The 26805-nt window shown below is 69.2% G+C and carries 24 protein-coding genes and 1 pseudogene; 8 read left to right on the forward strand and 17 right to left on the reverse strand.

Translation table 11 applies throughout. The features are described from left to right. Nucleotides 1-18 precede the first annotated feature (18 nt). Nucleotides 19-1332, forward strand: coding sequence for an MSMEG_0569 family flavin-dependent oxidoreductase (locus BM133_RS34150; protein WP_093443955.1), 1314 nt, complete (start codon nt 19-21; stop codon nt 1330-1332). Between the two features lie 170 nt (nt 1333-1502). On the opposite strand, the gene BM133_RS34155 is transcribed toward BM133_RS34150, so the two are convergent. Next, nucleotides 1503-2189, reverse strand: coding sequence for a response regulator transcription factor (locus BM133_RS34155; protein WP_093443957.1), 687 nt, complete (start codon nt 2187-2189; stop codon nt 1503-1505). 179 nt (nt 2190-2368) lie between these two features. Here BM133_RS34155 and BM133_RS34160 point away from each other — a divergent pair, with 179 nt between their 5' ends. Together BM133_RS34160 and BM133_RS34165 are read left to right on the forward strand one after the other, a co-directional pair. Continuing rightward, nucleotides 2369-3757, forward strand: coding sequence for a DotU family type IV/VI secretion system protein (locus tag BM133_RS34160; protein WP_256219448.1), 1389 nt, complete (start codon nt 2369-2371; stop codon nt 3755-3757). Further along, nucleotides 3754-4875 carry a type VI secretion system protein gene (locus BM133_RS34165; protein WP_093443959.1) on the forward strand — a complete coding sequence of 374 codons (1122 nt, stop codon included), beginning with the start codon at nt 3754-3756 and terminating at the stop codon, nt 4873-4875. The genes BM133_RS34160 and BM133_RS34165 overlap by 4 nt, the downstream gene beginning before the upstream one ends. Before the next feature lie 17 nt (nt 4876-4892). Here the strand turns inward: BM133_RS34165 and tssJ are convergent, their stop codons facing one another. Then, nucleotides 4893-5426 (reverse strand): type VI secretion system lipoprotein TssJ, encoded by a 534-nt coding sequence (tssJ, locus tag BM133_RS34170; RefSeq protein WP_093443961.1) that lies wholly within the window; start codon nt 5424-5426, stop codon nt 4893-4895. A gap of 71 nt (nt 5427-5497) precedes the next feature. On the opposite strand from tssJ, the gene tssA reads away from it, so the two are divergent. The 5 genes from tssA to BM133_RS34195 all read left to right on the forward strand — a co-directional run bounded on the left by tssA (nt 5498) and on the right by BM133_RS34195 (nt 9913). Next, on the forward strand, nt 5498-6526 hold the full coding sequence (gene tssA / locus BM133_RS34175; protein ID WP_093443963.1) for a type VI secretion system protein TssA: 1029 nt from the start codon (nt 5498-5500) through the stop codon (nt 6524-6526). Between the two features lie 80 nt (nt 6527-6606). Beyond that, a complete protein-coding gene (gene tssB / locus BM133_RS34180) occupies nt 6607-7122 on the forward strand; it encodes a type VI secretion system contractile sheath small subunit (protein WP_093443965.1) in 516 nt (171 codons plus the stop codon). Between the two features lie 41 nt (nt 7123-7163). After that, entirely contained in the window at nt 7164-8657 is a 1494-nt protein-coding gene (gene tssC / locus BM133_RS34185) for a type VI secretion system contractile sheath large subunit (RefSeq protein ID WP_093443967.1), read from the forward strand. A gap of 149 nt (nt 8658-8806) precedes the next feature. Then, a complete protein-coding gene (locus tag BM133_RS34190; protein ID WP_093443969.1) occupies nt 8807-9289 on the forward strand; it encodes an Hcp family type VI secretion system effector in 483 nt (160 codons plus the stop codon). Nucleotides 9290-9352: 63 nt separating this feature from the next. After that, nucleotides 9353-9913 carry a hypothetical protein gene (locus BM133_RS34195; protein ID WP_093443971.1) on the forward strand — a complete coding sequence of 187 codons (561 nt, stop codon included), beginning with the start codon at nt 9353-9355 and terminating at the stop codon, nt 9911-9913. Between the two features lie 77 nt (nt 9914-9990). On the opposite strand, the gene BM133_RS34200 is transcribed toward BM133_RS34195, so the two are convergent. The 15 genes and pseudogenes from BM133_RS34200 to BM133_RS35340 all read right to left on the reverse strand — a co-directional run. Beyond that, the gene (locus BM133_RS34200) at nt 9991-10911 is read right to left on the reverse strand and encodes a PP2C family protein-serine/threonine phosphatase (RefSeq protein ID WP_256219449.1); all 921 of its coding nucleotides are present in this window, start codon (nt 10909-10911) and stop codon (nt 9991-9993) included. Then, nucleotides 10908-12635, reverse strand: coding sequence for a type VI secretion system-associated FHA domain protein TagH (gene tagH, locus BM133_RS34205; protein WP_093443973.1), 1728 nt, complete (start codon nt 12633-12635; stop codon nt 10908-10910). Before tagH ends, BM133_RS34200 begins: the two co-directional genes overlap by 4 nt. A gap of 123 nt (nt 12636-12758) precedes the next feature. Continuing rightward, nucleotides 12759-12929, reverse strand: coding sequence for a hypothetical protein (locus BM133_RS35330; protein ID WP_177225041.1), 171 nt, complete (start codon nt 12927-12929; stop codon nt 12759-12761). Nucleotides 12930-12934: 5 nt separating this feature from the next. Further along, the gene (locus BM133_RS34210) at nt 12935-15307 is read right to left on the reverse strand and encodes a TIGR02270 family protein (protein WP_143100309.1); all 2373 of its coding nucleotides are present in this window, start codon (nt 15305-15307) and stop codon (nt 12935-12937) included. Nucleotides 15308-15332: 25 nt separating this feature from the next. Beyond that, nucleotides 15333-16412 (reverse strand): DUF2169 family type VI secretion system accessory protein, encoded by a 1080-nt coding sequence (locus BM133_RS34215; protein ID WP_177225042.1) that lies wholly within the window; start codon nt 16410-16412, stop codon nt 15333-15335. 14 nt (nt 16413-16426) lie between these two features. Then, nucleotides 16427-16921, reverse strand: coding sequence for a hypothetical protein (locus BM133_RS35335; RefSeq protein WP_177225043.1), 495 nt, complete (start codon nt 16919-16921; stop codon nt 16427-16429). Nucleotides 16922-16972: 51 nt separating this feature from the next. Beyond that, nucleotides 16973-17449 (reverse strand): hypothetical protein, encoded by a 477-nt coding sequence (locus BM133_RS34220; RefSeq protein ID WP_093443979.1) that lies wholly within the window; start codon nt 17447-17449, stop codon nt 16973-16975. A gap of 26 nt (nt 17450-17475) precedes the next feature. Then, entirely contained in the window at nt 17476-18237 is a 762-nt protein-coding gene (locus BM133_RS34225; RefSeq protein WP_093443981.1) for a DUF4150 domain-containing protein, read from the reverse strand. 30 nt (nt 18238-18267) lie between these two features. Further along, complete coding sequence (locus BM133_RS34230; RefSeq protein WP_093443983.1) at nt 18268-18735, reverse strand: DUF6484 domain-containing protein; 468 nt, start codon at nt 18733-18735, stop codon at nt 18268-18270. A gap of 11 nt (nt 18736-18746) precedes the next feature. Continuing rightward, complete coding sequence (locus BM133_RS34235) at nt 18747-21149, reverse strand: type VI secretion system Vgr family protein (protein ID WP_093443985.1); 2403 nt, start codon at nt 21147-21149, stop codon at nt 18747-18749. A gap of 56 nt (nt 21150-21205) precedes the next feature. After that, nucleotides 21206-21601 carry a DUF4150 domain-containing protein gene (locus BM133_RS34240; protein WP_093443987.1) on the reverse strand — a complete coding sequence of 132 codons (396 nt, stop codon included), beginning with the start codon at nt 21599-21601 and terminating at the stop codon, nt 21206-21208. 21 nt (nt 21602-21622) lie between these two features. Then, a complete protein-coding gene (locus BM133_RS34245; protein WP_093443989.1) occupies nt 21623-22288 on the reverse strand; it encodes a DUF3540 domain-containing protein in 666 nt (221 codons plus the stop codon). 45 nt (nt 22289-22333) lie between these two features. After that, nucleotides 22334-23386, reverse strand: a complete 1053-nt coding sequence (locus BM133_RS34250) for a pentapeptide repeat-containing protein (RefSeq protein ID WP_093443991.1) — start codon at nt 23384-23386, stop codon at nt 22334-22336. After that, nucleotides 23383-25977 (reverse strand): DUF2169 family type VI secretion system accessory protein, encoded by a 2595-nt coding sequence (locus BM133_RS34255; RefSeq protein WP_093443993.1) that lies wholly within the window; start codon nt 25975-25977, stop codon nt 23383-23385. The genes BM133_RS34250 and BM133_RS34255 overlap by 4 nt, the downstream gene beginning before the upstream one ends. 22 nt (nt 25978-25999) lie before the next feature. Then, nucleotides 26000-26805: pseudogene (locus BM133_RS35340) on the reverse strand (hypothetical protein); the annotation flags it as partial.

The following is a 26805-nucleotide window of genomic DNA, read 5'->3' on the forward strand; positions in this document are numbered from 1 at the left end:
GAAAGAAAGAAGACCCCCATGTCCTATCCCTACGGCGGACGCAGCCACTACAGCGTCGTCATCGTCGGCGGCGGCCAGGCCGGCCTGTCGCTGAGCCACTGCCTGCAGCAGCGCGGCATCGACCACCTCGTGATCGAGAAGCGCAGCCTCGTGCACAGCTGGCGCACCCAGCGCTGGGATTCGTTCTGTCTGGTCACGCCCAACTGGCAGTGCCAGCTGCCGGGCTGGGGGTACCTGGGCAGCGATCCGCACGGCTTCATGGTCAAGGACCAGATCAACGACTGGCTGGCCGGCTTCGTCGCGCATGTGAAGGCGCCGGCCATCGAGGGCGTCACCGTGGAGCGCGTGTCGCGCGTGCCCGGCACCGGCGAGCGCGATCGCTTCATGGTGCAGACCGACACCGGCCTCTACACCGCCGACCAGGTGGTGGTCGCCTCGGGCGGCTACCACCGCCCGATCGTGCCGCGCCTGGCCGAGAAGCTGCCTTCCACCGTCGCGCAGTACCACTCGGCGCAGTACCGCAACCCGGCGCAACTGCCCGAGGGCGCGGTGCTGGTGGTGGGGTGCGGCCAGTCGGGCGCGCAGATCGCCGAAGACCTGCACCTGGCGGGCCGCAAGGTCCACCTGGCCACCGGCAACGCGCCGCGCTGCGCGCGCTTCTACCGCGGCCGCGAAGTGGTCGACTGGCTCGCCGACATGAACTACTACGAAATGCCTGTCACCGAGCACCCGCTGCGCGAAGGCGTGCGCGACAACACCAACCACTACGTGACCGGCCGCGACGGCGGGCGCGACATCGACCTGCGCCGCTTTGCGCGCGAAGGCATGGAGCTCTATGGCCTCCTGAGCGGCTTCGACGGCGGCAGCTTCGAGCTGCAACCCAACCTGCGCGAGAACCTGGACAGCGCCGACGACACCTACAACCGCATCAACGCATCGATCGACAAGTTCATCGCGTCCCAAGGCCTGGAAGCGCCGCCGCCCTCGGTCTACACGCCCGTGTGGGAGCCGGCCGAAGAGCGCACCCGGCTCGACCTCGCGGCGGCGGGCATCACCAGCGTGGTCTGGTGCATCGGCTTCTCGCCCGACTTCGCCTGGGTGGACGCGCCGGTCTTCAACGGCCGCGGTGCGCCGGTGCACCAGCGCGGCGTGACGAACGAGCCGGGCCTGTATTTCCTCGGCCTGCCGTGGCTGCACACCTGGGGGTCGGGCCGGTTCTCGGGCGTGGCGCGCGACGCGGAGTTTCTCGCCGAAGCGATCGAGGAGAGAAAGACGGGATTGCGCGGCAGCGCGATGGAGACGGCGCCAGCTCCCGCACTGCGAGCAGCCTAGACGCGTTGTTCAGAGCAGCCGTTGATCGGCGGTTCACCCAGACCGTGCCCAAGTGCGCAGGGCATCGGGTGCTCCCCGCAGCGAAATCAAGGAGGAGGGCGAAGCCCGGGGGACATTCGCGGAGGGGAGCACCCGATGCCCTGCGCACCCGCCCCGAAAGCGCCGCGAACTCAGGCCTGCTGCGCCTCGGTCAGCGCCTGCGCAGCCACCACCGCCTCGGTCCGGTTGCGCACATTCAGCGCCCGGAAGATGGCAGCCAGGTGGATCTTCACCGTGCCCTCGCTGATGCCCAGGCTGCGCCCGATCAGCTTGTTGGGCTTGCCCTGCGAGAGCAGCTGCAGCACCTCGACCTGCCGCTCGGTCAGCACGCTGCGCAGGTGCTCGAGCGTCTGGCCGGCGCCGCCGCGCGTGAGCGCCTCCGCGCCGCCCGCCTTGGGCGCCACGCCGGCCACGATGCCCGGCGGCAGCGCCGTCAGCATCATCGGCGGCACGTACACGCCGCCGGCCAGCACCAGGCGCACGGCCGAGAGCATGACTTCCGGTGAGTAAGCTTTTGGAATGAATCCAAGAACGCCGCGCTCCAGGGCGCTGCGCATGATGGCCGGGTCTTCGTAGCCCGACAGCACGATCACCGGCACGGCCGGATGGCGGCGCCGGATTTCGTCGATGTGCGCCTGGCCATCCGCGCCGGGCATGTTGAGGTCGATCAGGGCCAGGTCGAGGTCGTCGTTCGCCCCTGCAAGCAATTCGTCGACGCTCATCGCCAGGACGAATTCGATGCCGGGCTCCAGCTCCGACAACTTGGCTTTGACCGCCTCGATGACGAGCCGGTGGTCGTCGGCGATCAGGATTTTCATGGCTTGGTTCCGTTGTCCCTGCTGCGTTGAAGGCAGCGATCGCTGAAGATAACGGCGATTGCCCCGCACAGCAAGGCCGCACGGCCCCACCAACGGCATAGACCCCAAGCGGTATGGCGCCCGCCGGGACCCCTTTGGAAGAATGAACTTCCACACGAAGGAACCGGGGACATGGGCATGTGCCATCGCTGCAGACGCCGGTGCAAGGCATCCTTCGCAATGCACAACTGAGCGGGCACCGCATGGCCCGCCTGCTCGACTGCTTCCCGTCCTTCATCTCGTTCGGCCTCGCGCTGGACGCCTCCATCGCGGCCGGCCGGCCCGCGCTTTCGCATGACGCGGCGCAGCAGCAGGCGCGCCGGCTGCTCGATGCGGCACGCGCCCAGGCCGAGGCTTCGGGCACGCCCGCAGTGCAGGTCGAATCGGCGGTGTTCGCGATGGTGGCGTGGATCGACGAGATCCTGGCGCGCCACCCCGGCGCGGAGGCCGGCGCCGCGCCGCTGCAGGTGCAGCTGTTCAACTCCAACAACGCGCACAGCGAGTTCTTCCACCACCTGTCGGCGCTCGCCGCAGAGGACGACGAGGTGCGCGAGGTCTACTGGCACGCGCTCGCGCACGGCTTCAAGGGCCAGTACTACTTCGAGGACGGCGACCAGGGCGAACTGGGCAAGCTGAAGGACCTGCACGGCCGCCAGCTGCGCCTGCGGCCGCTCGCGCTCGGCAGCCTCGTGCAGGACCACATCACGCCCCAGCCCTACGGCGTTGCCGACCCGCGCGGCCCCAACGACACGCAGCGGCGCGACCGGGCCCTGCTGCGCGCAAGCGCGGCGCTGGCCCTGCTGCTGCCCCTGCTCTACCTGCTGTGGTCCATGACCTCCGGGCCGGCGACCACCCAGACCGCGCTGGCCCAGCGCATCGACCAGCACCTGCAGACCTATGCCTGCGCCGACCTCTCGGCCTCGGTCGGCAAGGACGGCCACACGCAGGTGAGCGGCTTCGTCTCGCTGCCCGAGGACCTGCCGCGCGTGGCGCGCGAAGTGAGCGCCATGCCGGGCGTCGTCGCGCCGCGCCTGGACGTGGGCCTGCGCGTGTGGCCGCACTGCGAGGTGTTCGCCATCCTGAAGCCCTACCAGGCGCGCAACCAGGAGAAGCACTACGGGCTGGACATCGACGCCCCCACGGCCCGCAACCGCCAACTGCGCGAAGGCGACAACGTGCGCGTGCAGGTGGTGGCGCCGCGGCACGACAGCTACATCTGGGTCGACTACTACACCGCCGACGGCTCGGTCATGCACCTGAACGCGGGGCAGGTGCCCACGCCGCTGCACGCGGGCGCCACGCTCGAGCTGGGCCGCGACATCCCCTCGAGCTGGCTCGTGAGCCCGCCGTTCGGAAGCGTGCTGATCACGGTGCTCTCGGCGCCGATGCCCTTCACCGAGACCTCGGACCGCCCGCCCTTCGAGCTGGCCTCGGCCTACCTGCTGCGGCTGCGCGAAGCGCTCGCGGCCAGCAAGAACAGCGAGCGGCTGATCGCCGATTTCGTGTTCCTGGAGACCGTCTCGCGATGACCGCGCTGCTCTCGCCCACCCACTTCTTCTGGGCGCTGCTCGCGCTGTGCCTGCTGGGCTTCGTGCTGCTGTACGCCATGGTGCACGACGCGGGCCGTGGCGCGCGCCGGCGTGCATTGCTGCGGCGCATCGAGACGCTCGATGCGCCGGTGGACGGCGTGGCCGTCGATGCCCTGCGCGAATCGATGGCGCAGGCGCGCCAGGCCCTGCGGCCACCACGGATTTCCCGCCGACCGGCGGCACCGGTGCCGTGGTTCCTGTTCCTCGGCGATGCGGCGGCCGACCTGCCCGGGTTCCTGTCCACCGCACAGGGCGAACGCCCGGCCCCGTCCGGCAGCGACGCCACCGACCAGGCCTGCTGGCGCTGGTGGCTGACCGGCGCGCTGGCGGCCATCGAGATCCACCCCGTCGCGCTCGGTGACGCATCGCACGCGCCACGCACGCGCGGCCTGTGGCTGCAGGCACTGCTGGCGCTCGCCGAGCGGCGCGACCGACTGCCGCTCAATGGCGTGGTGATGTGCTTCTCTGCGAGCGAGCTGCTTCAGGCCGATGCCCAGTCGCTGCGACCGCTCGCCGCAAAGATGCGCCGGCTGCTCGACGAGGCGGGCGATACCCTGCGCCTGCAGCTGCCCCTGTACCTCGTGGTCACCGGCCTGGAGCACCTGGCGGGCTACGCCACGTTGCGCGGCGCCCTGCCGCCCGAGGTGCTGGCGCAGGCGCTCGGGCATCGCCTGCCGGACCCGTTCGCCGCGCCCAACGCAGCGGCCGGCGATCGGCTCGATGCCCTGTTCGACCCTATCGCCACGCAGTTGCAGGGCCTGCGCATGGCGCTGCTGCGCGAGCAGCACGGGGCCGCGGCGCGGCTCTCGATCCATGAGTTCGTGGAAGCGGTGCAGGGCTTGCAGCCCGCATTGCGCGAGGTGGCCGAGGTCTTGTTCGAAGACCGCGGCAAGGGCGGGCGCGCGCCGCGCTGGCGTGGCCTCTACTTCACGGCCGCCGCATCGGATGCGAGCGGCGGGGCCTTCGTGACCGATCTCTTCGCGCGCTTCCTGCCGGCCGATCAACCGCTGGTGCGGCCAGGGCGACCGTCGCCCAACAACGCGACGGGTGCGCCGTGACGCACGGCGCACCGACCTTACTTGGCGTCGATGCGGATCTGGCGCGCGCCGAAGTTGACGGTCAGCACCTGCGCCTGCCCGGGCGTGACCGGGCGCACTTCGCGCCAGCGCGCGCGGTCGAGGTCGCGGAACGCGGCCATCACGGCGATGGCCTTGGCATCGGCCGGCAGCGTGAGGTCGAGCTTCCTGCTCTCGCCGGGGCGCAGCAGCATCTCTTCGCGCTGCACGAGTTCGGCGCCGAGCGTGGCCTGGTCTTTCTCGAACAGCGAGAAAAAGTCGGCGCCCTCGAAGGGACCAGGCGACTTGAGCGCATACACGCGCACCGTGAGCGGCGATGCGCGGCCGCGCGCATCGGGGTTGGCATCGGCGCCGGCCACGAGCGTGAGGCTCACCGGCGTGACCACCGGTTTGCTCGCGCAGCCAGCGAGGGTAAGCCCTGCCAGACCCGCAACCGCAACCGCAACCGCGAGCCCGAGGCCCGCCACGCGGCGCCGCGATACCGCAGCGAAGAAGCCTTCATAGGACGAATGGTGTGTACCCAGCGTGCGCATGCTATTCCCTTCGTTGCATTGACCGGTCCTGACGCATCTTTGATTATCACCAGCGAACTCGAACAGGCAACATGCTGACTCACGAACTTGTAGAAGCACTGCTTACGCCGATAGGCGAGGCATCGCCGTGCGGGGACGATCTGGAGTACGACGCGGCCTTCACCGCGCTCACCACGTCCGCGCAGGGCAAGCCCGAGCAACAGTTCGGCGACACCGTCATCCCGGCGGTGGAGCCGGAGTGGCGCGAGGTGGCCGAGCAGTCCGATGCGCTCCTGCGCAGGAGCAAGGACGTGCGTCCCGCTGTGCTGCTGCTGCGCGCATCGACGCGCCTGCAGGGCATTACCGGCTTCGTCGCCGGGCTCGAGTTGCTCACCGGCCTGCTCGACCGGTTCTGGGAAGGCATACATCCAAAGCTCGATGCCGACGACGACAACGACCCGACCATGCGCCTGAACGCGCTGGCACCGCTGGGCGACGAGGCGATGGTGCTGCGCGACCTGTACGACGCGCAGGTGGGCGTGGCGCCGGGCGTGGGCGCGATCCGCGTGCGCGACATCGCGGTGGCCAACAACGCATTGAACGCCGTGGGCGGCGACGCCACCTATTCGCCCGCGCAAATCCAGGGCGGCCTCGAAGCGCTGCATGCCGAGCGGCCCGAGCTGATCCAGGCCGCGATCGGCGTACCCGGCCTCGTCGAGAAGCTGCAGGCCCTGCTGGTCGAGCGCACCGGCCGCGCCGACGTGATCGACCTGGCCCCGCTGCGCGGCATCGGCCGCATGCTGCAGAAGGCCTGCAGCGCCGCCATCGGCGCGCCCGATGAAGCGGAAGTCGAAGGCGCAGAAGGCGACGGCGCACAGGCCAGTGGCGCACCGCGCGCGGCCGCCGCGCGCGGCGAGATCCAGAGCCGCCAGGACGCACTGCAGACGCTGGACCGCGTGATCCGTTTTCTCGAGCAGACCGAGCCCGGCAACCCCGCGCCGCTCCTGATCGACCGCGCCAAGAAGCTCATCGGCGTGAGCTTCCTCGAAATCATGGCCAACCTCGCGCCCGGCGCGCTGGACACGATCGAGACCGTGACCGGCAAGCGCTCGTCCGAATAGCCGTCCAGAGCCGTCTTTTTTTCCCTTTCATTTTTCCTGTTGATCCAACCGCCCATCTACCCCCCGCAAGGAGCTTCGCCATGGCCAAGAGCAGTCAGAAATTCATCGCCCGCAACCGGGCGCCCCGCGTGCAGATCGAATACGACGTCGAACTCTACGGCGCCGAGAAGAAGATCCAGCTGCCCTTCGTGATGGGGGTGCTGGCCGACCTGTCGGGCAAGCCCGCCGATCCGCTCGCACCCGTGGCCGACCGCAAGTTCCTGGAGATCGACGTGGACAACTTCGACTCGCGCATGAAGGCCATGAAGCCGCGCGCGGCGTTCGCGGTGGAGAACTCGCTCACCGGCGAGGGCGAGCTCAAGGTGGAGCTCACCTTCGAGAACATGGAAGACTTTTCGCCCGCTGCCGTCGCCAGGAAGGTGGGCGCGCTCAACAAGCTGCTGGAGGCACGCACGCAGCTGTCCAACCTGGTGACCTACATGGACGGCAAGAACGGCGCCGAGGAGCTGCTGGCCAAGGTGCTGGAAGACCCGGCCCTCCTGCAATCGCTGGCCGCCACCGCCAAGCCGGAGGACGGCAGCACGCCGGCCGCCTGACCCCCAACGCCTGACACACCGGTACACGAGGAGAAACCACCATGGCCGAAGCACTCGAGCAGGGCGCACTCAAAGATGTCGCCTATGCGGGCAGCGATTTTTCGTCGCTGCTGCAAAAAGAATTCAAGCCGCGCAGCGACGAAGCCAAGAGCGCCGTCGAAGCCGCGGTGCTCACGCTCGCGCAGCAGGCGCTGAGCAACAGCACCGTCATCGGCAAGGACGTGACCAAGTCGATCCAGGCCATGATCGCCGCGATCGACGCCAAGCTGACCGACCAGGTCAACAAGATCATCCACCACCCCGACTACCAGAAGCTGGAGAGTGCGTGGCGCGGCCTGCACTACATGGTGAACAACACCGAGACCGACGAGCACCTGAAGATCCGGGTGATGGACATCTCCAAGGTGGACCTGGCCAAGAGCCTGAAGAAGTTCAAGGGCGCGGCCTGGGACCAGAGCCCGATGTTCAAGAAGATCTACGAACAGGAATACGGCCAGTTCGGCGGCGAGCCCTTCGGCGCGCTGGTGGGCGACTACCACTTCGACCAGAGCCCGCCCGACATCGAGCTGCTCGGCGAGATGTCCAAGATCGCGGCCTCGGCGCACGCGCCCTTCATCACCGGCGCGAGCCCCAACCTGATGCAGATGGAATCGTGGCAGGAACTCGCGAACCCGCGCGACCTGACCAAGATCTTCCTCACGCCCGAATACGCCGGCTGGAGGTCTCTGCGCGACTCGGACGACGCCAAGTACCTGGGCCTGTGCATGCCGCGTTTCCTGGCGCGCACGCCCTACGGCGCCAACACCAACCCGGTGGAAGAGTTCGACTTCGAGGAAGACACCGCCGGCGCCGACCACACCAAGTACGCCTGGGCCAATGCCGCGTATGCGATGGCGACCAACATCAACCGCTCGTACAAGCTGTACGGCTGGGGCTCGCGCATCCGCGGCATCGAGTCGGGTGGCGCGGTGGAGAACCTGCCGCTGCACACCTTCCCGAGCGACGACGGCGGCGTGGACCAGAAGTGCCCGACCGAGATCGCCATCAGCGACCGGCGCGAAGCAGAACTGTCCAAGGCGGGTCTCCTTTCGCTCATCCACCGCAAGAACTCCGACTTCGCGGCCTTCATCGGCGCGCAGTCGCTGCACAAGCCCGCCGAGTACGACGACCCGGACGCGACGGCCAACGCCAACCTCGCGGCGCGCCTGCCCTACCTCTTTGCCTGCAACCGCTTTGCGCACTACCTCAAGTGCATCGTGCGCGACAAGGTCGGCAGCTTCAAGGAGCGCGACGACATGCAGCGCTGGCTCAACAAATGGATCATGAACTACGTGGACGGGGACCCCGTCAACTCGTCGGAAGAGACCAAGGCGCGCAAGCCCCTGGCCGCGGCCGAGGTGGTGGTGGAAGAGGTCGAGGGCAACCCCGGCTACTACACGTCCAAGTTCTTCCTGCGCCCGCACTACCAGCTGGAAGGCCTCACGGTGTCGCTGCGGCTGGTGTCCAAGCTGCCCTCGGCCAAGGGCGGGAAGTAACGAAGGAAACAGCGAAGGCATATGCCTTCGGTGGGCCTTTGAAAACGGGGCCCTTTGCTCGTTCTCTTGATAGCTCCCGGGCACCAACGCTTAGGCACCGCACGGAAGCCCTTTTTCTCTGACTCACACACAACTGAAAGGTAAGCATCATGGCTGCAGACATGTTTTTGAAGCTCGAAGGCGTCGACGGCGAATCCAAGGACGACGGGCACAAGAAGGAAATCGACGTTCTCGCCTGGAGCTGGGGTGCCAGCCAGTCCGGCACCGGCCACGTGGGCGGCGGCTCGGGCGCCGGCAAGGTGAGCGTGCAGGACGTCTCGATCACCAAGTACGTCGACTCCGCTTCGCATCTGCTGCTGCTGGATTGCTGCAATGGCCAGCACATCAAGAAGGGCACGCTGGTGGTGCGCAAGGCCGGCGCCACGCCGCTGGAATACATCAAGCTCACGATGGAAGACATCCTGGTGAGCAACATCCACACCGGCGGCAGCGGCGGCGAAGACCGCCTGACCGAGACCGTGACGCTGAACTTCTCCAAGTTCAAGTACGAGTACACGCCCCAGAAGGCCGACGGTTCCGGTGACGGCACCAAGGAAACCGGCTGGGACATCGCGGCCAACAAGAAGGTCTGACGCGCCTCTCCGGCTGCCGATAGCGGCCGGGGGCCGCTTCAACCTACAGCCGGAGACACGCGAATGGGAACACTCAACGCCAAGGCCCTCCAATGGGCCAGCGCCCAGGTCGGCAAGCAGATCGGCGCGGGCGAATGCTGGGACCTGGCCAACAAGGCCCTGCTGCAGGCCGGTGCCGGCACCTCGTCGGACTTCGGCCCGATGGGTGCCGACGACGACTACATCTGGGGCGACGAAGTCGCGCTCAAGGATGCGCTGCCCGGCGACATCCTGCAGTACCGCGACTACGAGATGACCACGACCACCACGACCGACGTCACCTTCGCGGACGACTCGGGCTGGGTCGACGCCCCGTTCGTGACGGTCGGCCACCCGCACCACACCTCTGTCCTTTCCAAGAACCCGGGCACCGGCGCCGTCACGGTGCTGGAGCAGAACTACAAGGGCAACAAGGAAGCGGTGCGCTCCAGCACGATCCGCTGGAAGAGCAGCTCGACCTCGACCACCACCCGCAAGCAGATGAAGCGCCAGGACAACGGCAAGATGGAATCGGCCCTCGTGGTGGTCACGGTGGACGTGACCGTGACGGGCACGCTCAAGGCCTACCGGCCCAAGAAGCCCTGACCTCCTGACCTCCTGACCCTGCGAACGAACAGAGGAATCCGGGCCCGCAGGGGCCCGGATTCTTTTCCGGTTCGCTGCTAGTCCGCCGGCTTGTCGGGCGCCGCGGCCGGCTCGTTGATCGGTGCCGGCATCGTCACTTCCTCCAGCGCCGGCATCAGCCGCGTGGCGTCGTCGATGTCATCGGCAATCACCCACAGCGTGAGCGCCGTGTAGTTGTCGTGGCCCGGCTTGGCGCGCGCCTTGATCTGCGTGTCCAGCAGCTCGGTCCACTGGCTGGGCGTGCGCGAGGCATGCAGCGTGTCGACCAGGCACTCGTCCCCCAAGGGCTCCCACACGCCGTCGCTGCACAGGAGCAACACGTCGCCCGACACGAGGCGCATGCGGTCGGACACCGCGATGTCGGGCGCCTCCTCGATCGAGCCGAGCGCCGACAGCAGCATGTTGCGCTGCGGATGCAGGCGCGCGCCCTCCTCGTCGAGCATGCCGCCCGCCACCATCTGCTGCACCAGGCTGTGGTCGGTGGTGCGCGCCACGATGGCGCCGCCGCGAAAGAGGTACGCGCGGCTGTCGCCGCTGTGCACCCAGGCCAGCGCCTGGTTCTCCAGGTCGATGGCCGCGAAGACCACCGTGGAGCGCATGCCCGCGAGCTTGCCGCCTTCGGCCTGGCGCGCGACCACGTCGCGGTTGGCCTGCTCCACCAGCGTGCGCAGGGTGAATTCGTCCAGCCCGGGCGCGGCCGAGAAACCGCCCAGCATGCTTGTGCGCGCCGTGGCCGCCGCCACGTCGCCGCCCCCATGGCCGCCCGCGCCGTCGGCCACCAGGCAAGCGACGTAGCGCTCGTCATGCCAGTGGCCATGGACGTCCTCGTTGTAGGTGCGGCCGCCCTGTCGGGACAACGTGACGATTTCGATTTCCAAGCGGGGTGCCTCGCGATGGCTGGTGTTGTTGTGGTGGCTTCGACCGAGGTCGTCGTTCTTCTTGTTGTTTTTCTTCTTCACTGCCCGTCGGACTTCAGGCGCGCCATCTGCTCTTCGTAGGCCTGGAGAAAAGCCTTGCCGAAGAGGTTGTGGAAATCGTCTTCCGCCTCGCTCGCGATGCCGCCGTACAGCGCCACGAACTGGTCCCAGAGCTTGGCCTTGCGGTTGGCCGCGAAGATGGCGTCGAGCGCGGACTTCGCGCTGATCTTCTTCTCGAGCTCCTCGGGCTCGAAGCGCCCGATGACGTGCGCCAGCGCCGCGCGCATGCCCACCATCACGCCGAACTGGTGGGCGCGCAGGTCGTTGAAGGCATCGCGCATCGCGGCCTCCGGCGGCATGAAGCCGCGCACGCCGGGGCCCAGGAGGTGCGCGAGCGCCACTTCCACCGTGGGCGAGAACTTCAGCGGATTGTTGGCCTGCGCCGCGATCATCGTGACCTCGGCGCGCACCTCGCGCTTGAACTCCTGGCGCGTGAGCAGCAACTGCAGCGTGCCCTCGGTGGCGCTGCGCAGCATCGAGCCGATGCGCTCCATGAGCCCGGGCGTGAGCATCTCGGGCGGCTGGTGCGTGCTGGCCAGGCCGCGCAGGAACGCGGCGAGCAGCTCGTCGTCGGAGGCGGTGCGTTCGGCGCGAGGCGCGACCGGTGCCGGCGCGCGGACTGGCGGCGGAGGCGGTGGTGGTTGCAGAGGAGGCAGCGGCTCCAATGGCCTGCTGCCCAGTTCGGGGCCGCTGATGCGGATCGGCTGGCCCGTGATGTCGTCGAACTGCGGCAGCGCTTGCGTGGGTGCTGCGGACACCGGCGCGGGCGCGGGAGCGGGCGGTGGGGGCGATGGCGCAGAAGGAGCAGGAGGCGGCGTCACCGCCTTCGGCGGCGTGAAGCCGAACTGGTCGATCGGCAAGTGGTCCGAGCGCGGCGTCGGCGTGGGCGGTGCCGCGCTCTGCAATGCGGCGAGCGGGTCCGCGGACGAGGCCGTGTTCGGCTGCAGCAGCGGATCGGCCAGCGGCGACAGCGCGAGCGGATCGCCGCCGATGCCGCCACCGCCGCCCATGCCGCCGAACAGCTCGTCGATGCCGGCCGCCTTGCCGTGCGCGGGCGGCGCGCCGAGGTCGGAGAAATCGTCGAGCGCGCCGATGCCCGCGGCCGGCGCGGAGCCCGGCGTGGGCCCGAGCAGGTTGGCGAACGGATCGACCTGGGAGGCCTGCGCGTTGCGCGAGCCCGTTTCCATCGGGTCGGGAAAGAGCAGCGAATCGGCGCTGGCCGGCGCGGGCGCCCTGGCCGCACCGGACGACGAAGCAGGCGCGGCTGCCGGCGGCGAGCCGAGCCCCGCGAGCAGATCGGCGAAGGGATCGTCGCTCGTGCTCGCGGCAGGCGCGGCACCCACTGGCGCCGACATGATGGTGTTGGGAATCGCCAGCGACGGCGGCGCCGCGGCGGCCGTCATGCGCACGCTCAGCTCGAAGCTCCCCACGACCAGCCGCGCGCCATCGGTGAGCGGCGCTTCCTTGCCCGAGCCCAGCGACACGCCGTTGCACTGCATCGGATTGCTGCCGCGATCGATGACGAAATATTGCCCGTCGCGGCACAGCACCTGCGCATGCACGCGCGAGACGGTGCGGTCCGGATCGTCGAGCACCAGCGTGTTGGTGTCGGCCCGGCCGATGGTGCCTCCGTTGGGCCCGAAATCGGCGGCGATGGGCTGCCCCGCCGGAGCGCCTTGCCGGGTGATGACAGCGATATGGATCATGAATCGGCCCCCGTGGCTCTAGGCCCTTCTACGCTCGAACACGGCCCGCGCACACGCGGACGTGCACGAGCGAAAAAACTCAGAAGAAGTATTCATTCCGTGGGGCGCGTTGGCAATCTCGCCTTAAGAGGTATGCCATTGCAGCCAGGCGGCGATGGCGGTGAAGATGAGAGCGATGAGGAGCCAGGTGCGGGTGGCCGAATCGATGCGCGGGGGTGCGCCCCGCGCCCATCGCAACCCGGCGGCGATCAGGAAGACAACGGCCAGGAGGGAGAGGATGTACCGGGCCTGCATGGTGTTCAGGCATTCATGGCGTCCATGGCATCGAGCCAGCGCCGTTGCCGCCATGCCGGCGCAGCGACGGGGAACAACGGCGTTCCGGGTTGCAGCAGGCACAGGTGCTGGGCCGCCGCCGCGCGCTGGCGTTGATGGCCGTGGCGCAGCACGCGCACGCAGTGCGCCATGTCCGGCGGCCGGCCCAGGAAGTAGCGGACGCCAGGCGCGAAGACATGGCCGTCGGCCTGCCACCAGCGCATGATCGCCTCGGCGTCGGGCCACGGCAGATCGGCGTCTTCGTCTTCGGCGACGTTGTCGTCGTCCGGATCGTCCGTGAGCCCCCGGCTGCCGCGTCCGGCCGATGCGCCCGCGCGCGAGGACGCCTGCACCGAGAGCCCGGTGACCGTGCGCAGCGCCTCGCCCGCGATGCGCGCCGACGCGGGGTCGTCCAGCTGCCGTATCAGCCACGGCACGAGTTGCGCATCGCCCGCTGTGCCGCAGGCTTCGATGAGCCGGCGCAGTGCCGGACGTCCCTCGGCGCCCTGCACATCCCGCGTCATCCGCCCCAGCACATCGCGCACCCGCGATGGATCCGCGGCACGCAGGAACAGCGCCAACGCCTCGGGCGCCTCGGCCGTCGCGCCGCCCGCGATGTCCTGGAGCATGCCGAGGGCGGGATGCGTCTCCCCCAGCAGCACTGCCGCGCATGCGGCGCGAAAGCGCACCTGCGCGTTCCCGTGTGCCAGGTTCTCGCGCACCCGATCGATGCTGCCCAAGACGCCGACCTCGCCAGCCAACTGCAGCGCCCGGGCGCGAACCGCGTCGTCGCCGTCGTCCAGAAGTGCCCACAGCAAGTCGCCGGGCGGCGTGCGGTGCAGGTGCATGGCGGCGGCGGCCAGGTAGCGCGCCAACGGCGAGTCAGCGGCGGCCATCTTCACCACGAGCCCCTGCAGGGCCTTGCTGGAAACCCAGCCGAACGCTCCCACCAGGCTCGCATCGCAGACCTCGTCTTCGACCTGGACGCCCGCTGCCGCTGCCAGGACCTGCCGCACGTGCATCGTGTCGCCCGACTCCACCGCCAGCACCGTGGGTGCGAACAGCCCGCCGGGTCCGGCATCTTCGGCGCACGCGATGCAGGCCTTCCAGCCTTCGGCGTCGGTGGTGCGAAGCCATGCGATGTGCGCGTCGATGCGCTCGTCGAAACTGGCGAGCCGCTTGAGCGTGTCTCGCCCGCCGACCAGCCTGGCCCGATGCTGGACCAGCCATGCGAGTTCGTGCGGGAGCCGCTCGATCTGCCGCGCGACCACGGCGCGCGCCGACGGCGCGGCACCGTCTGCGCGAATGAAGGCCCGAAACGGGGGCGTTCGTGCGCCGTCGGCCGGCGCTATCAGGCAGGCGCCTCGCATCTCCCCTTCGGACGACGACTCGCACACCGCGACAGCACCCGGCGCGTAGCCCCAGTACATCGCATGCGCCCCGACGATCACCTGCAGGGGCAAGGTGGCACACCCCACATCGCCCGTGAATGCCGGCAGGTGGATGCACGGCAGGCCGTCGCGCCAGGCGCGGTACTGCCGCGCGAGCAGCGCCGTCGACTCCCACGCGCGGTAGCGCTCTCCGTTGATGTCGGTGATGCGCCATTCGATCTCTTCCTCGGCCGCCCCGGCAAGGCGCAGCGCCGCATTGATCGCGCGCTGCAGCCCGCTTCCCACCGAATAGCGGTCGGTGCGCAGGCTGTCGGCCTCCTGCGCCTGGCCCGCGCCCAGCACGCAGGCCATCGCGGGCTCGGAGAAAGGCCCCGAGGCACGGCCCGTCAGAAAGAAGGCCGCGGCCTCGCCGGGGATCAGGCCGAAGGGGTTGGCCGCCTCGTGCAGGCGCCCGCTGTCGTGCAGGCGTTCGCGATCCTCGTCGTTGAGCATTGAATCGACGCCGCCGATCAGCGCCGCGTCGATCTCGTTGCGCGCGAGCAGCGCATCGGCAAGTTCCATGGCGCCCGCGGCCGATGCATGGCCCTCCAGCAGCACGCGCGAGTGCGGAGAGGGCCGCAGGCCCAGGCTGTGCATCGCCCGCGCGATGAAGGCATGGCCTGTTCCGTCCAGCGTGATCGCGTGGCGGCGAAACGGCTCGGGCAAGGCCACGAACAGCGCGCAACGCGCGATGTCGCCGGCATAGGCAACCAGGCATTCGCGCACCGCGCGCAGAAGCATCTTGCGCAGCCAGGCCTCCTGCGAGGGCTTCAGCTTGCCGGCCGCGGGCACCGGCGCCGCCAGCAGTGGATCGCCTGTGTCGGGCAGCACGGCTTCGATGCCGCTCAGCCCGGCACGGATGGCCGCGCAGGTCTGCGCGGCATCCATGCCGACGGCCGTGACGCATCCGGTGGCGTAGATCAGTTGCATGACGGGACGCCCGGGTTCGGCCGGTTCAGTCGGCGAGCGCCGGCGCGTCGCGCCCGACATGGCGCTTGCCCCGGCGTTGCGCGCGCAGCCAGCCCGGCGAGACATCGCCGATGACGATTTCGCGGACCAGGCCCAACGTGCGCAGTCCGGTCAGGCAGTGCCGCGCCAGCACGGACACGGTGCGCGCCTGGGCGTCCACGTACACCGTGTCCGTGCGCAATCGGTACTGCGCCGCGCCCGTGGAGTGCAGCACGGTCACGCCGATGTCGGGGGCCGGCATGCGAAAGCGCCACAGGCCCTCGGGCGTGAGGTTGGCCAGCTGCACTTCCTCGTGCGGCATTGCGTGCGGCCATTGCTGGTCGAGCGGCGCGCATTGCGCGAAGCGCGGATCGAGATCGACCGGCGGCAGTGGCCAGCGCGAATCCGTCCAGGCCTTGTCGTACGTTCCGGCATGGTTCAGGCGCGGTGTCCAGTTGGGCGCGACGGCACCGAAGCCGGCCACCGGGAAAGTGGTATCGGAGGCGCCCATCCTGCGCCCCAAAGGCCCGATGTTGGGCAGGTCGCTGGCAACCGACGGGTCCGACGAGGAAGCACCCCGCCAGCCCACCCCCACGGGGTTTTCCAGATGGCATGCGCTCACCGCGTCCGCGGCGTCCCGCACGCTGCCGCCGAACGCGCGCTCGTAGCGCAGCGGCATGGCGACGAAAGGCTGCGGCGATGAGAACCGGGTGCCGGTGAGTCCGATCCGCTGCCTGTCGCCGGTGACGGTCAGCACCTTGCGCCAATCGCCGACGCGCACGCCCGCGGCCATTTCCGTCACCGCCTGGCCATGCGGGGCGTTGGCGGTGGCGTTGAGGATGAAATCGATCGAAGGCTTCGCCGCGCTCGCAGCGCTCGCCCGCCGCAGCGACGATCGGCCCGGCACGCCGTTCGGCTCGTCGCCCAGCGGCGGCGGCACCTGTTCGGGCAGGGCAAAGGGCTCGCCCGCGTCATCGAAACCGTAGGTCGCACACACGAGGATGCAGAAGAACAGCTGCCCATCCCGATCCATCAGCAGCATGCACTGCTGCGCGAAAGGCGTGGTGTTGAAGATCGCTGGCGTCATGCGGGGGTACCGTGTCAGGTCCAGTGGCCGGCGCCGTCCAGCCCGACGGGCCAATACGGCATGGCCGAGAGCAGCTCGGCGGTTTCCATGTCGCCTTCGTCCACCACCCATTGCAGCAGGAAGGATTCGGGGCCGACCGGCGGCGCCTCCTTGGCATTGAGCGCGCTGCAGGCGAGCCAGTACTTGCGGATGACCGCGACCGTGTTCGGGTCCGACACCGGCCCCGCAGGAAACTCGGCCCAGTTCGCGACCCGCGCCTGCTTGGCCGAGCCCAGCTCCTCTTCCAGCGACTGCGTGCGGTAGGCCCACCATTCGACCGCCTCGTCGAGCACTTTCTTCAGGTCCTTGCGGTACTTGGTGAAGAGCGCGCGGTGCGCGGCCGAGGCCTCGCCGCGCGCGGGCGAAACGTGAACGACGGCGGCGCCGCTCAGCGCCAGATCGCGCGGCGCGACAAGCAGCCTGGCGATTCCGTCGTTCATGCCGTCTTCTGTCATGTACTTCGGCTTCATGGGAATTCCTTCATTCGGTGTGCATCGGTGTGCATGGCGCGAGCGGACCCTTCAGATCCAGCGCTCGTTCTTGTCGAGGCCCAGGGGTGTGAAGACGAAGTCCGCCATGAACTCCGCCAGGTCTTCCACGCGGTTCTGCAGCATCTCGATCAGCAGCTCGCGCGGCTCGACCGGCGCCTCGAGCGTCTCCAGGTCGGCCTGCTCGTCCTCTTCGTCGATGTCCTCGCTGCCCCAATCGGCCTCCTCGGATTCGTCGAGGTCGCGTTCATCGCCATCGTCCTGGCCCTCCTCCGCCGCGTCGTTGAGTTGCTGGCATTCCAGCGCGTACTTGCGAAAGACCGCGATCACGAACGGGTGCGACACCGGTCCCAGCGGCCACCGCCTGTCGACGGCCTCCTGCACGGCCGACGCATCGACGCCGGCCCGCGTCTCGCCCAGCAGCAAGGCCTGCCACCAGGCCAGCGCAACGGCCCTGGCCTGCCGCATCTCGACGACGTAGTCGTCGAACAGTTCCTTGTAGTCGCTCATTGGCATCTCCTTCGGTCTGTGGGTTGCTACTTGATCTTGTTCAGGAAGGCGTTCACGCGCGCCGTCCCGTGCCTTCTGGAGACCGTGCCGCCCTGCTTGCTCGAGCACGGCCTGCAGTGGCCCTTGGACGTGGCCGCCGTGGACTTGGCCCATTTCTTGAACTCGGCCACGGCGTTGCACCCGCCCCGGTACCAGGCGACGATCAGCGGCGGCTGGTGGTCGGGAACGGTGGCGTTGCGCCACTTGCACTTCCAGCATTTCTTGCCTGCTATCTTCTTGCGCTGCGCCGCATTGGGCTTGCCTTCCTTGGGCCGCTTGTAGCGGTTCTTGCAGGGCTCCTTCCCATTCCAGCCATGGGCATTCGCCACGCGCACCAGCGCGGCCGGCTCGATGATCCCCACCGGGGGCGTCGCGCAGTTCTGGCCCATGGGATCGCCGTGACGGCACACGCCCTTGCCCTCGACCTTGACCGTGTGCGACCAGTTCGAGAAGACCGCCTTGCCCTTGGTCTTGTGCGTGACCACGTTGCCGCCCTGCGTGCCTGCTTCGTTGCCGGTGCTGGTGCTGACCTCCGAAGCGTCCTCCAGCGCGGTCGGCTCGCCGTCGATCAGCACCGAGCTGCTTCCCTTGGACAGGTCGGACGCGCTGCACACGTTCACGTACGGCACAGGCAGCGGGCCGCCCGGCGGCGGCGGTGGCGTGAGGCACACATCGCCCGGCGCAATGCCCTTGCCGCCGCTTCCCTTGTGAAAGAGGCCCATGCCTTCGGCGTAGACGGTCAGCGACATCGTGGCATCACCGGTGATCGGGCCTCGCGCTCAGTTGAGCTCGATGGACCCGCCCTTGAGCGAGTTCACACCGGTGGCGCGGGTCTGCACGAAATGGCCGTTGATCAGCACCTTGCCGGCCCGCGTGAGCGTGATGCTGGAGCCGCCGCACCGCAGCTCGATGCGCTCGCGCGCCGACAGCACCAGCCGGTCGCCGTCCGCCTGCGCATGCACCGCGCCCGCCGGCCCTTCCTGCGCCGGCAGCACGCGCCCCAGGATCAGCGGCCGCTGCGGGTCGCCCCCGTCGAAGGCCACCACCACGTCGCGGCCTACGTCCTCCTCGCCCAGCGGCACCGTGGTGCGCGCGCACAACGGCGAATCGTCGTCCGGCATCCGCACCCAGGCTCCCGCACCGGTCAGGGCGGCGAGCCGGGCCACCCGCACGCCCAGCCGCATCGCGCCCGGGTTGTCGCCGGTGGCCGGCATCAGCCGCGCCAGTGCCTCATCGCGTCCGCTCATGTCGCCCTCCTTCAGTTGTGGGTGATCTTCGAACCCTTGACCACCACGTTGCCCGAGGCCTTGACGTTCACCGCGCCGGAGCCCTCGATCAGGATGTCCTTGCCCTTGATCGTGATGGAGCCGTCCTTCTTCATCACGATGCTCGCGCTGCCGGTGGTCAGCGAGATCTCGTCGCCGGCATCGACCACGAACTTCTTGCCCACGCTGACCGTGTCGTCCTTGTCGATGCTCGACGAGCGCCCCCCGCCCACCGTCATTGCCGCGTCGCTTCCCACGTTGATCGCGAGCTTGGCGCCGACCTTGATCGCGCGATTGGCGCCGATGGATTCGGTCTGGTCGACGCCGATGGTCACGTTCTGCGTGGCCCCCACGTTGATCGTCTGGCTCGCCCCCACCGTCACCGCCTGCATCGCCCCCACGGTGATCTCCTGCGCCGCGCCCACGGTGATGGTCTCGTTGATCCCCACCGTGTGCGTGCGCTGCAGCGCCACCGTCGCCGTCTCGCTCGCGCCCACGGTGATCGTGCGGTTCTGCCCGATGGAAATCGTCTCGTTCAGGTCCACCGTTTCCGTGCGGTTCATGTGGACCGTGATGGTCTCGTTCTTGTCCACCGTTTCGGTTCGCTGCCCGTGCACGGTGATCGTCTCGTTGTTGTCCACCGTCTCGGTGCGGTCGTGCTTGACGTGCGTGGTCTCGTCGTGGTCGATGGTCTTGGTGCGGTCGTGGCCGACCCAGTGGGTCTCGTCGTTCTCGACCTCGATGTCCTGGTTCTTCTCGGCGTGCAGGTACACCTGCTCGGAGCCCTTCTTGTCCTCGAAGCGGAACTCGTTGCAGTTCGAGGCGCTGCCCTTGGGCGTGGAGCGCGTGCGAAAGCCGCTCTGCGTGTGCGAGCCGAACGGGATCGGCTGGTCGTCGTTGTAGACGCGGCCCACGATGATCGGCCGGTCGGGGTCGCCGTTCAAGAAATCGACGATCACTTCCTGGCCGATGCGCGGAATGAAATAGCCGCCCCAGCCCTTGCCCGCCCAGGGCTGCGACACGCGCACCCAGCAGGTCGATTTTTCGTCGCTCTTGTCGTAGCGGTCCCAGTGAAAGTGCACCTTCACGCGGCCGAAGTCGTCGGCATGGATCTCCTCGCCCGCGGGCCCCACGACGATGGCCGATTGCGGGCCCGGCATCACCACGCGCGGCGTGAGGCGCGGCGGGCGGAACGGCACGTCGATCGGCAGCGCGGTGATGAGGAAGGCGCTGGTGCCCTGCGGGTCGGTGCGCAGCGCGGGTGCGCCGGCGATCAGCGCCTCGAGCGCGGGCCGCGCCTCGGCGTTCACCGCATCGTCGGCGAGCGCCTCGCGCAGCGCCCGCTCGATCGGCATGCGCGGCGCGCTGTGGGGAATGCTCTCGTAGCCGGGATGGCTCGCCGCGAAGGTGCAGGCCGCGATGATGTAGTCGCCATCGCGCGCGCCGTCGGGGTCGCCCTCGAAGGTGAAGCTGCGCCCGGCCGCGACGTCGGGCCAGGTGGTGAGCGCCCAGTGGCGCTGGCGGCGCGCGACGATCTCCTCGCCGCGCAGCTTGCCCTTGTCGTCCGCATCGCCGCCCGAGAAATAGCCGCCCGCGAATTCGAAGGCCTCGAACTCGGCCAGTTCGTGCTTGTCGGGCGCGCCGCCCGCGGCCTCCAGCTTCTTCTTGATGGACTTGAAGTTGCTGTCCTGCGAGGCGTAGGTGCCGGTGTCGAACTGCCGCGCGCTCACCCAGCGCGAGATCTCGTTGTGGCGCGCCTCGGTGGTGTCGCTCGCCACGTGGCGCAGGGTGCTCTCCACGGGCAGCTTGTCGTGCGCGATGTCGCTCGCGTCCGACAGGTGCATGGTGCCGGGCGCGTCGTGCGCGTCGAACCAGTAGTAGATGCCTTCGTCTTCCAAGAGGCGCGATAGGAACTGGTAGTCGCTCTCCTGGTGCTGAACGCAGTAGCGGCGCGGGTTGTGCGTGCCGATGACGTTGCTGGTCTCGGTCTTCTTGAAGCGCTTGATGGGGCTGTCCTCGAACACCGCGTCGAGCACGTCGAGCACCTTCTTGTCCTGCAGGATGCGCGAGTTGATGCGCTTGGTGAGCAGCCAGAACCACGAGCGCAGACCGATGCGGTATTCGAAGTGCCGCCCCACGTGGCCGGTGCGCTCGAAACGCACCGCATGCCCCTGGCAGTGGCGCTCGTGCACGCCGCCGTCCTTGTCCTGGAATTCGATGACCACGTCGAATGCGCGGCCCAGGATGTCCTTGGCGTCGAGCGCGCGGTTCTTGGAGAGCACGGTGAGCTCGTAGGTCGAGGGGCGCGCGAGCGCCTCGTGGCCGACGATGCGCCAGAACATCAGCTCGCCGTTGACGGGCGAATCGCTTTCGATACGGAACTCGTGATCAGCCATGGATTGGCCTTCTCCCCTTCCGCGGCGCCGCAGCGCCGTTCTTTACCGATGTTTCTCTACGGCGCCAGCAGCAGCACGAGCGGCTGGCTGGGCACCGTTCGCACGCCCGGGCAGTTGGTGCTGTTCTGCAGCGAGACGCTGGTCAGGCGCGAGGCGGGCATGCCCATCCACAGCACGGTGAATGCGCCGGTCATGTGGCGGCTCGGCCCCATCACCGTGCCCGAGGCCACGCCCAGCAGCACGCCGGAGTTGTCGCCGTTGGTCATGGGAATGGTGGTGCCCAGGTTGTGCGCCGGCGCGCCCATGACCAGGACCGTGGGGCAGTTCGGAATCGCCATCGGCCCCATCGCGATGTTCGGATACGGCACCGGGATCGGCGACGGTGCGGCGGGTGTGATGCAGACATCGGGAAACCCCATGTCGGTACCCATCAGCTGGCAGTTGGCGAACATGACGGCGTCTTTCTTTTTTCTTCAACCGAAATGGATCTGCGCGCCGCGCGCCTTGATGAGATCGCGGCCGTTCACCAGCGTGTGCTCGCCTTCCAGGCGCAGCAGCTGCTTGGCTTCGCACTCCAGGTGCGTGGCGGCCACGCGATCGATGCCGTCGGTGGTGCGCAGGTAGTGCTTGCTGAAATGCTGCACGCGGTCCATCACCGACGACAGCACCGAGCCCACGAGCTTCAAGCTGGTGGCCACCACGCTGAGTTGGCGGCCCACGACGTCCGCGGTGTCGGTGGCCACGCGTGCCTTGTGCGTGGCGATGTCCAGCTCGTCCGAGCGCAGGCCCACGCGCGCGGCCGCCAGTTCGAGCGCCCCGCCCTCCACGGCAATGCGCATCTGGCCCGGGCAGCTCACGATGTTGGGCGTGCCCTCCTCGCGCTGCAGCACCGCCATGACCCAGACTTCGTCGGGGGCGATGCGCAGGCACGCCACGCTGTCGCCGGCGGCCGGCTCGAGCAGGCAACTGACGGCGCGAGTGGCACGAAGGCGCAGGTCGCCGCTGGTCACGGCGAGCGCGCTTTTTGCGCCGGCACCGGCACTGTCGACGATGCCCACGCACCACTCGCCCGGAATGGCCTTGGCCACCCGGTGCTTGCGGGTCGATGCGCCGGCGGGTTTCTTCAGCGTTGCGTTCATGGTGCGTTTCCCTTCTCTTTCTGTTCGTTCATTCGTGCGCTTCGTTCAGGCAGCCAGCGGCTGCCAGCGTTCGGAGGCCTGCAGGTCCGGATCGGATTCGATGGCGCGCGCGCGGTCGCTCATCTGCGCGTTCTCGGTGATCGCGCCGTGCAGCACGGTGCGCAGCAGGGTGGCGCGGCGCAGGTCGGCCGCGGCCAGGTCCGCATGCCGGAAGTCGGCATACGTGAGCTCCGCGCCGGTGAAGTTGGCGGCTTGCAGCTTGGCGCCCGCGAAGTGCGTCTGATACAGGTCGCAGCCCGCGAAGTTGGCCCGCGGCAGCGACGCCCCCGTGAACAGCGCCTGCCGCAGCCGCGCGCCCGAGAAATCGACGCCCTGGCCCGCCGCCTCGCAAAAGATCGCCAGCGGCGCAACCGCCTGCGCGAACCTTGCGCCGTCCAGCTTCGCGCCCTGGAAGTTGCACTGCTGCAGCGCGATGCCGCTGAAGTCAGCGCCGCTCAGGTCGGCCGACGAGAACTGCGAGCCTTCCAGCGCCAGTCCCGCGAACGACATGCCCTTGAGCGAGGTCTTGAAGAACACGTTGCGCAGCATGCGCGCGCCGGCCCAGCTCAGGTGCGAGAGGTCGCATTCGTTGACCGTCGTGTACTGCCAGCTGGTGCCGTCGGCGCACACGTCCAGCAGCACCGACTGGCTGATGACCGCGGAGTCGAGCTTCGCGCCGCGCAGCCCCGCGTGGTCGAGCCGGCAGCGGGCTACGGTGGCCATCGTCATCGAGGCTCCGGCCAGCTGCGCATGCGACATCTCGCATTCGGTGAAGACCGCGCCGTGCAGGTCGCACTGGCGCAGGTCCGCATGGTCCAGGATGCAGCGGTTGAACACGGCCTTGCGCAGGTTCGCGCCCGAGGCGATGGCGCCGCGCAGGTCGCACAGGTCGAACACGGTCTCGCGCAGGTCGGCATCGCGAAAGTCGGCCTCGGCGAGGTTGACATTGGAGAACACGCCGCCGCCCAGTGCCAGCCCCGCGTAGGCGCCCTTGCGCAGGTCGAGCCCTTCCAGCGTCTCGCCCACGCCCACGGCAATGGCCAGCAGCCTGGGGGTCATGCCGCCACCTGCTCTTCGGGGGTCAGGCGGGGCCAGGTGCGCGCGCGCTTGAGCAGCGCGCCGTCGAAGCTGGTCGAGCCGTCCAGGCGCACGCGGCTCAGGTCGGCGCCAAAGAGGTTGCTGCGGCGCAGGTCGGCGCCGCGCAGGTTGGCCCCCTGGAGCACGGCATCGCTGAAGTCCACGCCCGACAGCAGCGCGTTGGCGCAGCCGGCCTTGCGCAGCAGCGCGCCCTTGGCGCTGGCCAGCCGCAGGTCCGCGCCTTCGAGCTGCGCCTCGCACAGGTTGGCGCCGTCGAGCACCGCGCGCACGAGCTTCGCGCCGCGCAGATCGCAGCCACCGAAGTTGAAGTTGCGCAGGTTGGCCTGGCTCAGGTCCGCGCCGGCCAGGCTGGTGTCCTTCACGGTCACGGCGCCCACGCACTGCGCGCCCATGAGCCGGGCGCCATCGAGCCTGCAGGTCGCGAAGGTGGCAGCGGCCAGGTTCGCACCGTGCATGTCCACGCCCGAGAGGTCCGACGTGAGGAAATTGCAGACCGACAGGTCCGCCTCGGGCCAGCGCATGCCGCGCAGGTCGAGCTTGTGAAAGAGCTGGCCGGACAGCAGCGCGCCGGTCCAGTCCGCATCGCCCCAGGTCGTCTCCAGCAGGTTGGCCTTGGTGAAATTCGCGCGCCGCATCTGCGTGCCGGCGAAGTCGCAATGCATGAGCGTTGCCTCGGTGAAGTCCGCATCGTCGAAGACGCCGCGCGCGAGCAGCGCCCGGCCCAGGTTGGCCTTGCCGAACTTCGCGCCGATGGCGATCGCGCCTTCCAGGTTCGCATGCGCGAGCACCGCGCCCGCGAGGTTGGCGCCCGAGAGGTTGGTGTGCGCGAAGTTCACGCTCTCCAGCCACGCGCCCTCGAAGTTCACCTCCCGCAGGTCCAGTCCCGAGAGGTCCGCGCCGGTGAAGTCGATGCCCGCGAAGAACTTGACGCCCGCCGCGCTGGCGCGCGCGACTTCGCTGCGCAGCCTCGCGGCCTCGTCCGGCGGCATGGCGAAGGCCGGTGGCTGCATGTGGGCGGCCTGGAGGTAGCCCGCGCGGTCGGCATCCTCGATGCGGCACAGCTGCGGGTACATCGGCTTGAGGTCCAGCGCCTGGGTGGTGCCGCCCACCATCGCCTGCATCTGGGCCAGGTGCCTGTCGGGGTCGTAGGTGGGCGGGCCGCGGTGCTGCAGCGCGGCGATGTCGACCTTCTTTTCCTCGGCGAACGCCAGCGCCTTCTCGATGGCGGTCACGGCGTCTTCTATCGACGCCCACTTCTGCGCCTCGGCCTCCTTCATCTGCGCGAGCAGGTACGCGGGCAGCTCGTCGCCGGTGGGCACCTTCTCGCGCGGCGGCATGCGGATGCCCAGCGCGTCCGGGTCCTGGCCCAGGGCGATGGCTTTCTCGCGCGCGATCTCCACGTCGGCTTCCGCGCGGCGGCGCTGGGCCTCGCCTTGCAGGCCTTCGCTCGCGAAGGGGGCCTTGGCGGCCTCCACGTCGGGGTCGGCGGTGCTCACGCCTTCGGGAAGCAGGTCGCTGTCGACGATGGCGTAGACCGGTCCCATCGCCGGATCGGCCCGCTTGGCCGCGGCATCCAGGTAGTGGGCATCGGCCTTGGGCTCGCCCACGCGCTCGACGGCGCCCATGAGGCTGACCACGTCGGAGCCATCGTCGGTGCCGACCTCGGCCAGGCCCTGGAAGATGGCGATGCAGCGCTCGGCGTGCGGAAAGAACCACACGGTCGTCAGGCGCAGCGGCACTTCGCGGATCTTGGGCTCCGCGTTTTCCATGCGGTAGCCCACGAAGACGCGCGCACGCATGCCGGGGAGCCGGCCTTCGACCAGCGGCTTGTGCGGATGCATGTTCTCGAACGAGAAGGGCTCATCGCCCACAAGCGCTGCCCCCATCCACTGGTCGGCCGGCGCGAGGTTGAAGTAGCGCCAGTCGGTGTCTGGCGCGAAGCCCGGCGCGTGCTGCTTCAGGTAGTCGGCATCGTAGGTGCCGCGGTACTGCACGCGCTGCGGATGCATCACGTCGAGCGCACCGAAGCCGGCCGGGGCAATGACCTGGTCGGGGCGCAGCAGGCGGTCGTCGGGCAATTCGGTGTTGGGCAGCCACGCCGTGCCGTCGGTCTTCTGGCGGCCGCGCCCGGCGGTGTTGAGCGCGAAGTCCGGGCCGCCGTAGGCCTTGGACCAGTCCAGGGGCATCTGCTCGAAGGGCACCGGTGTGGTGGCGCGCGCGCCGTCCCAGTGCCGCTCGCCGAACACCAGCAGGGTTTTCTCGCGCGTGCCGAAGCGGGCCCGCACGGCGCAGGCGTTGGGCCGCTCGGGCGGCGCGAAGGCCCTGCCGTGCACCAGGAACTCCGGCGTGAGCTTGGCCACGCCTTCGTCGATCAGAGGCGTGGCCATCTCCTTCGCAAGGAAGGACCACATCGACTGCTCGGCCCACAGCGAGCCGCGCTCGCCCTGCGCGAAGGGCAGGTGCAGGCACGCGCTGACGCTCAGGCCGAAGCGCTTGCGGAACTCGATGGGGCGCGTCGACAGGCCGAGCGCCTGGGGTTTGATGACTTGCATGGTCGCGTCCGGCGTTCTCTCTCTATGGCACCCCGCCGCTTGGCGGCACTCCGCCGTCCATCGGATCGGATGGCGGTGGCGGTGGCGGTGGCGGTGGCGGTGGTGGTGGTGGTGGTGGTGGTGGTGGTGGTGGTGGTGGCGGTGGCGGTGGCGGCGGCGGTGGCGGCGGCGGTGGCGGCGGCGGCGGCGGTGGCGGCGGCGGCGGCGGTGGCGGCGGCGTAGGCGACCACTCCTGCGCCGGTCCCGGCGTGGCGGCTTCGCCTTCCGGCGGCGGCGGTGGTGGCGGTGGCGCGGCCGTGTTGTCGGCCAGCGTGGACGTATCCTCCGCGCGCCGTTCGGCGCCGGTCTTGATCTCGGCCACGGTCATGAGGCCCTCGGCCAGGATGACCGGGACGGTTCCGACCACCGGGATCATGGCGATGATGCCTTCGATGCGCCGCCGTTCGGTGATGCGCGACAGCGCCCTCAACCGGTCTCCGAGGCCCGTGAGCCCCACGAGGTCGGCCTCCGCGGCGGCGTCCCTGAGTTGCTGGGCCGCCTCCTCGTACTGCTTGAGCGTGGCGGCAATGTCCTTCTTGGCGCTAGCCAGGCCTGCGACGAACCCCAGCAGGCCGGCGACCGCGGCGCCGCCCGCACCGCCCGCGCCGGCGCCGGGCGAAAACGTGTGCAGGGCCGCCTGCTTCACCTCGATGGGAAAGGCATGGATCTCCGGCGCGACGCCCGAGGACAACTTCACGCCCAGCGCGGTCTCGATCGCCACGCCCACGAAATTGTTGACGGCGAGCGACAGGGCGTTGTCGATGCTCATGCCCATGAAGGTCGAGCGCG

The sequence above is a fragment of the Variovorax sp. 770b2 genome (assembly GCF_900115685.1).
Taxonomy (GTDB): domain Bacteria; phylum Pseudomonadota; class Gammaproteobacteria; order Burkholderiales; family Burkholderiaceae_C; genus Variovorax.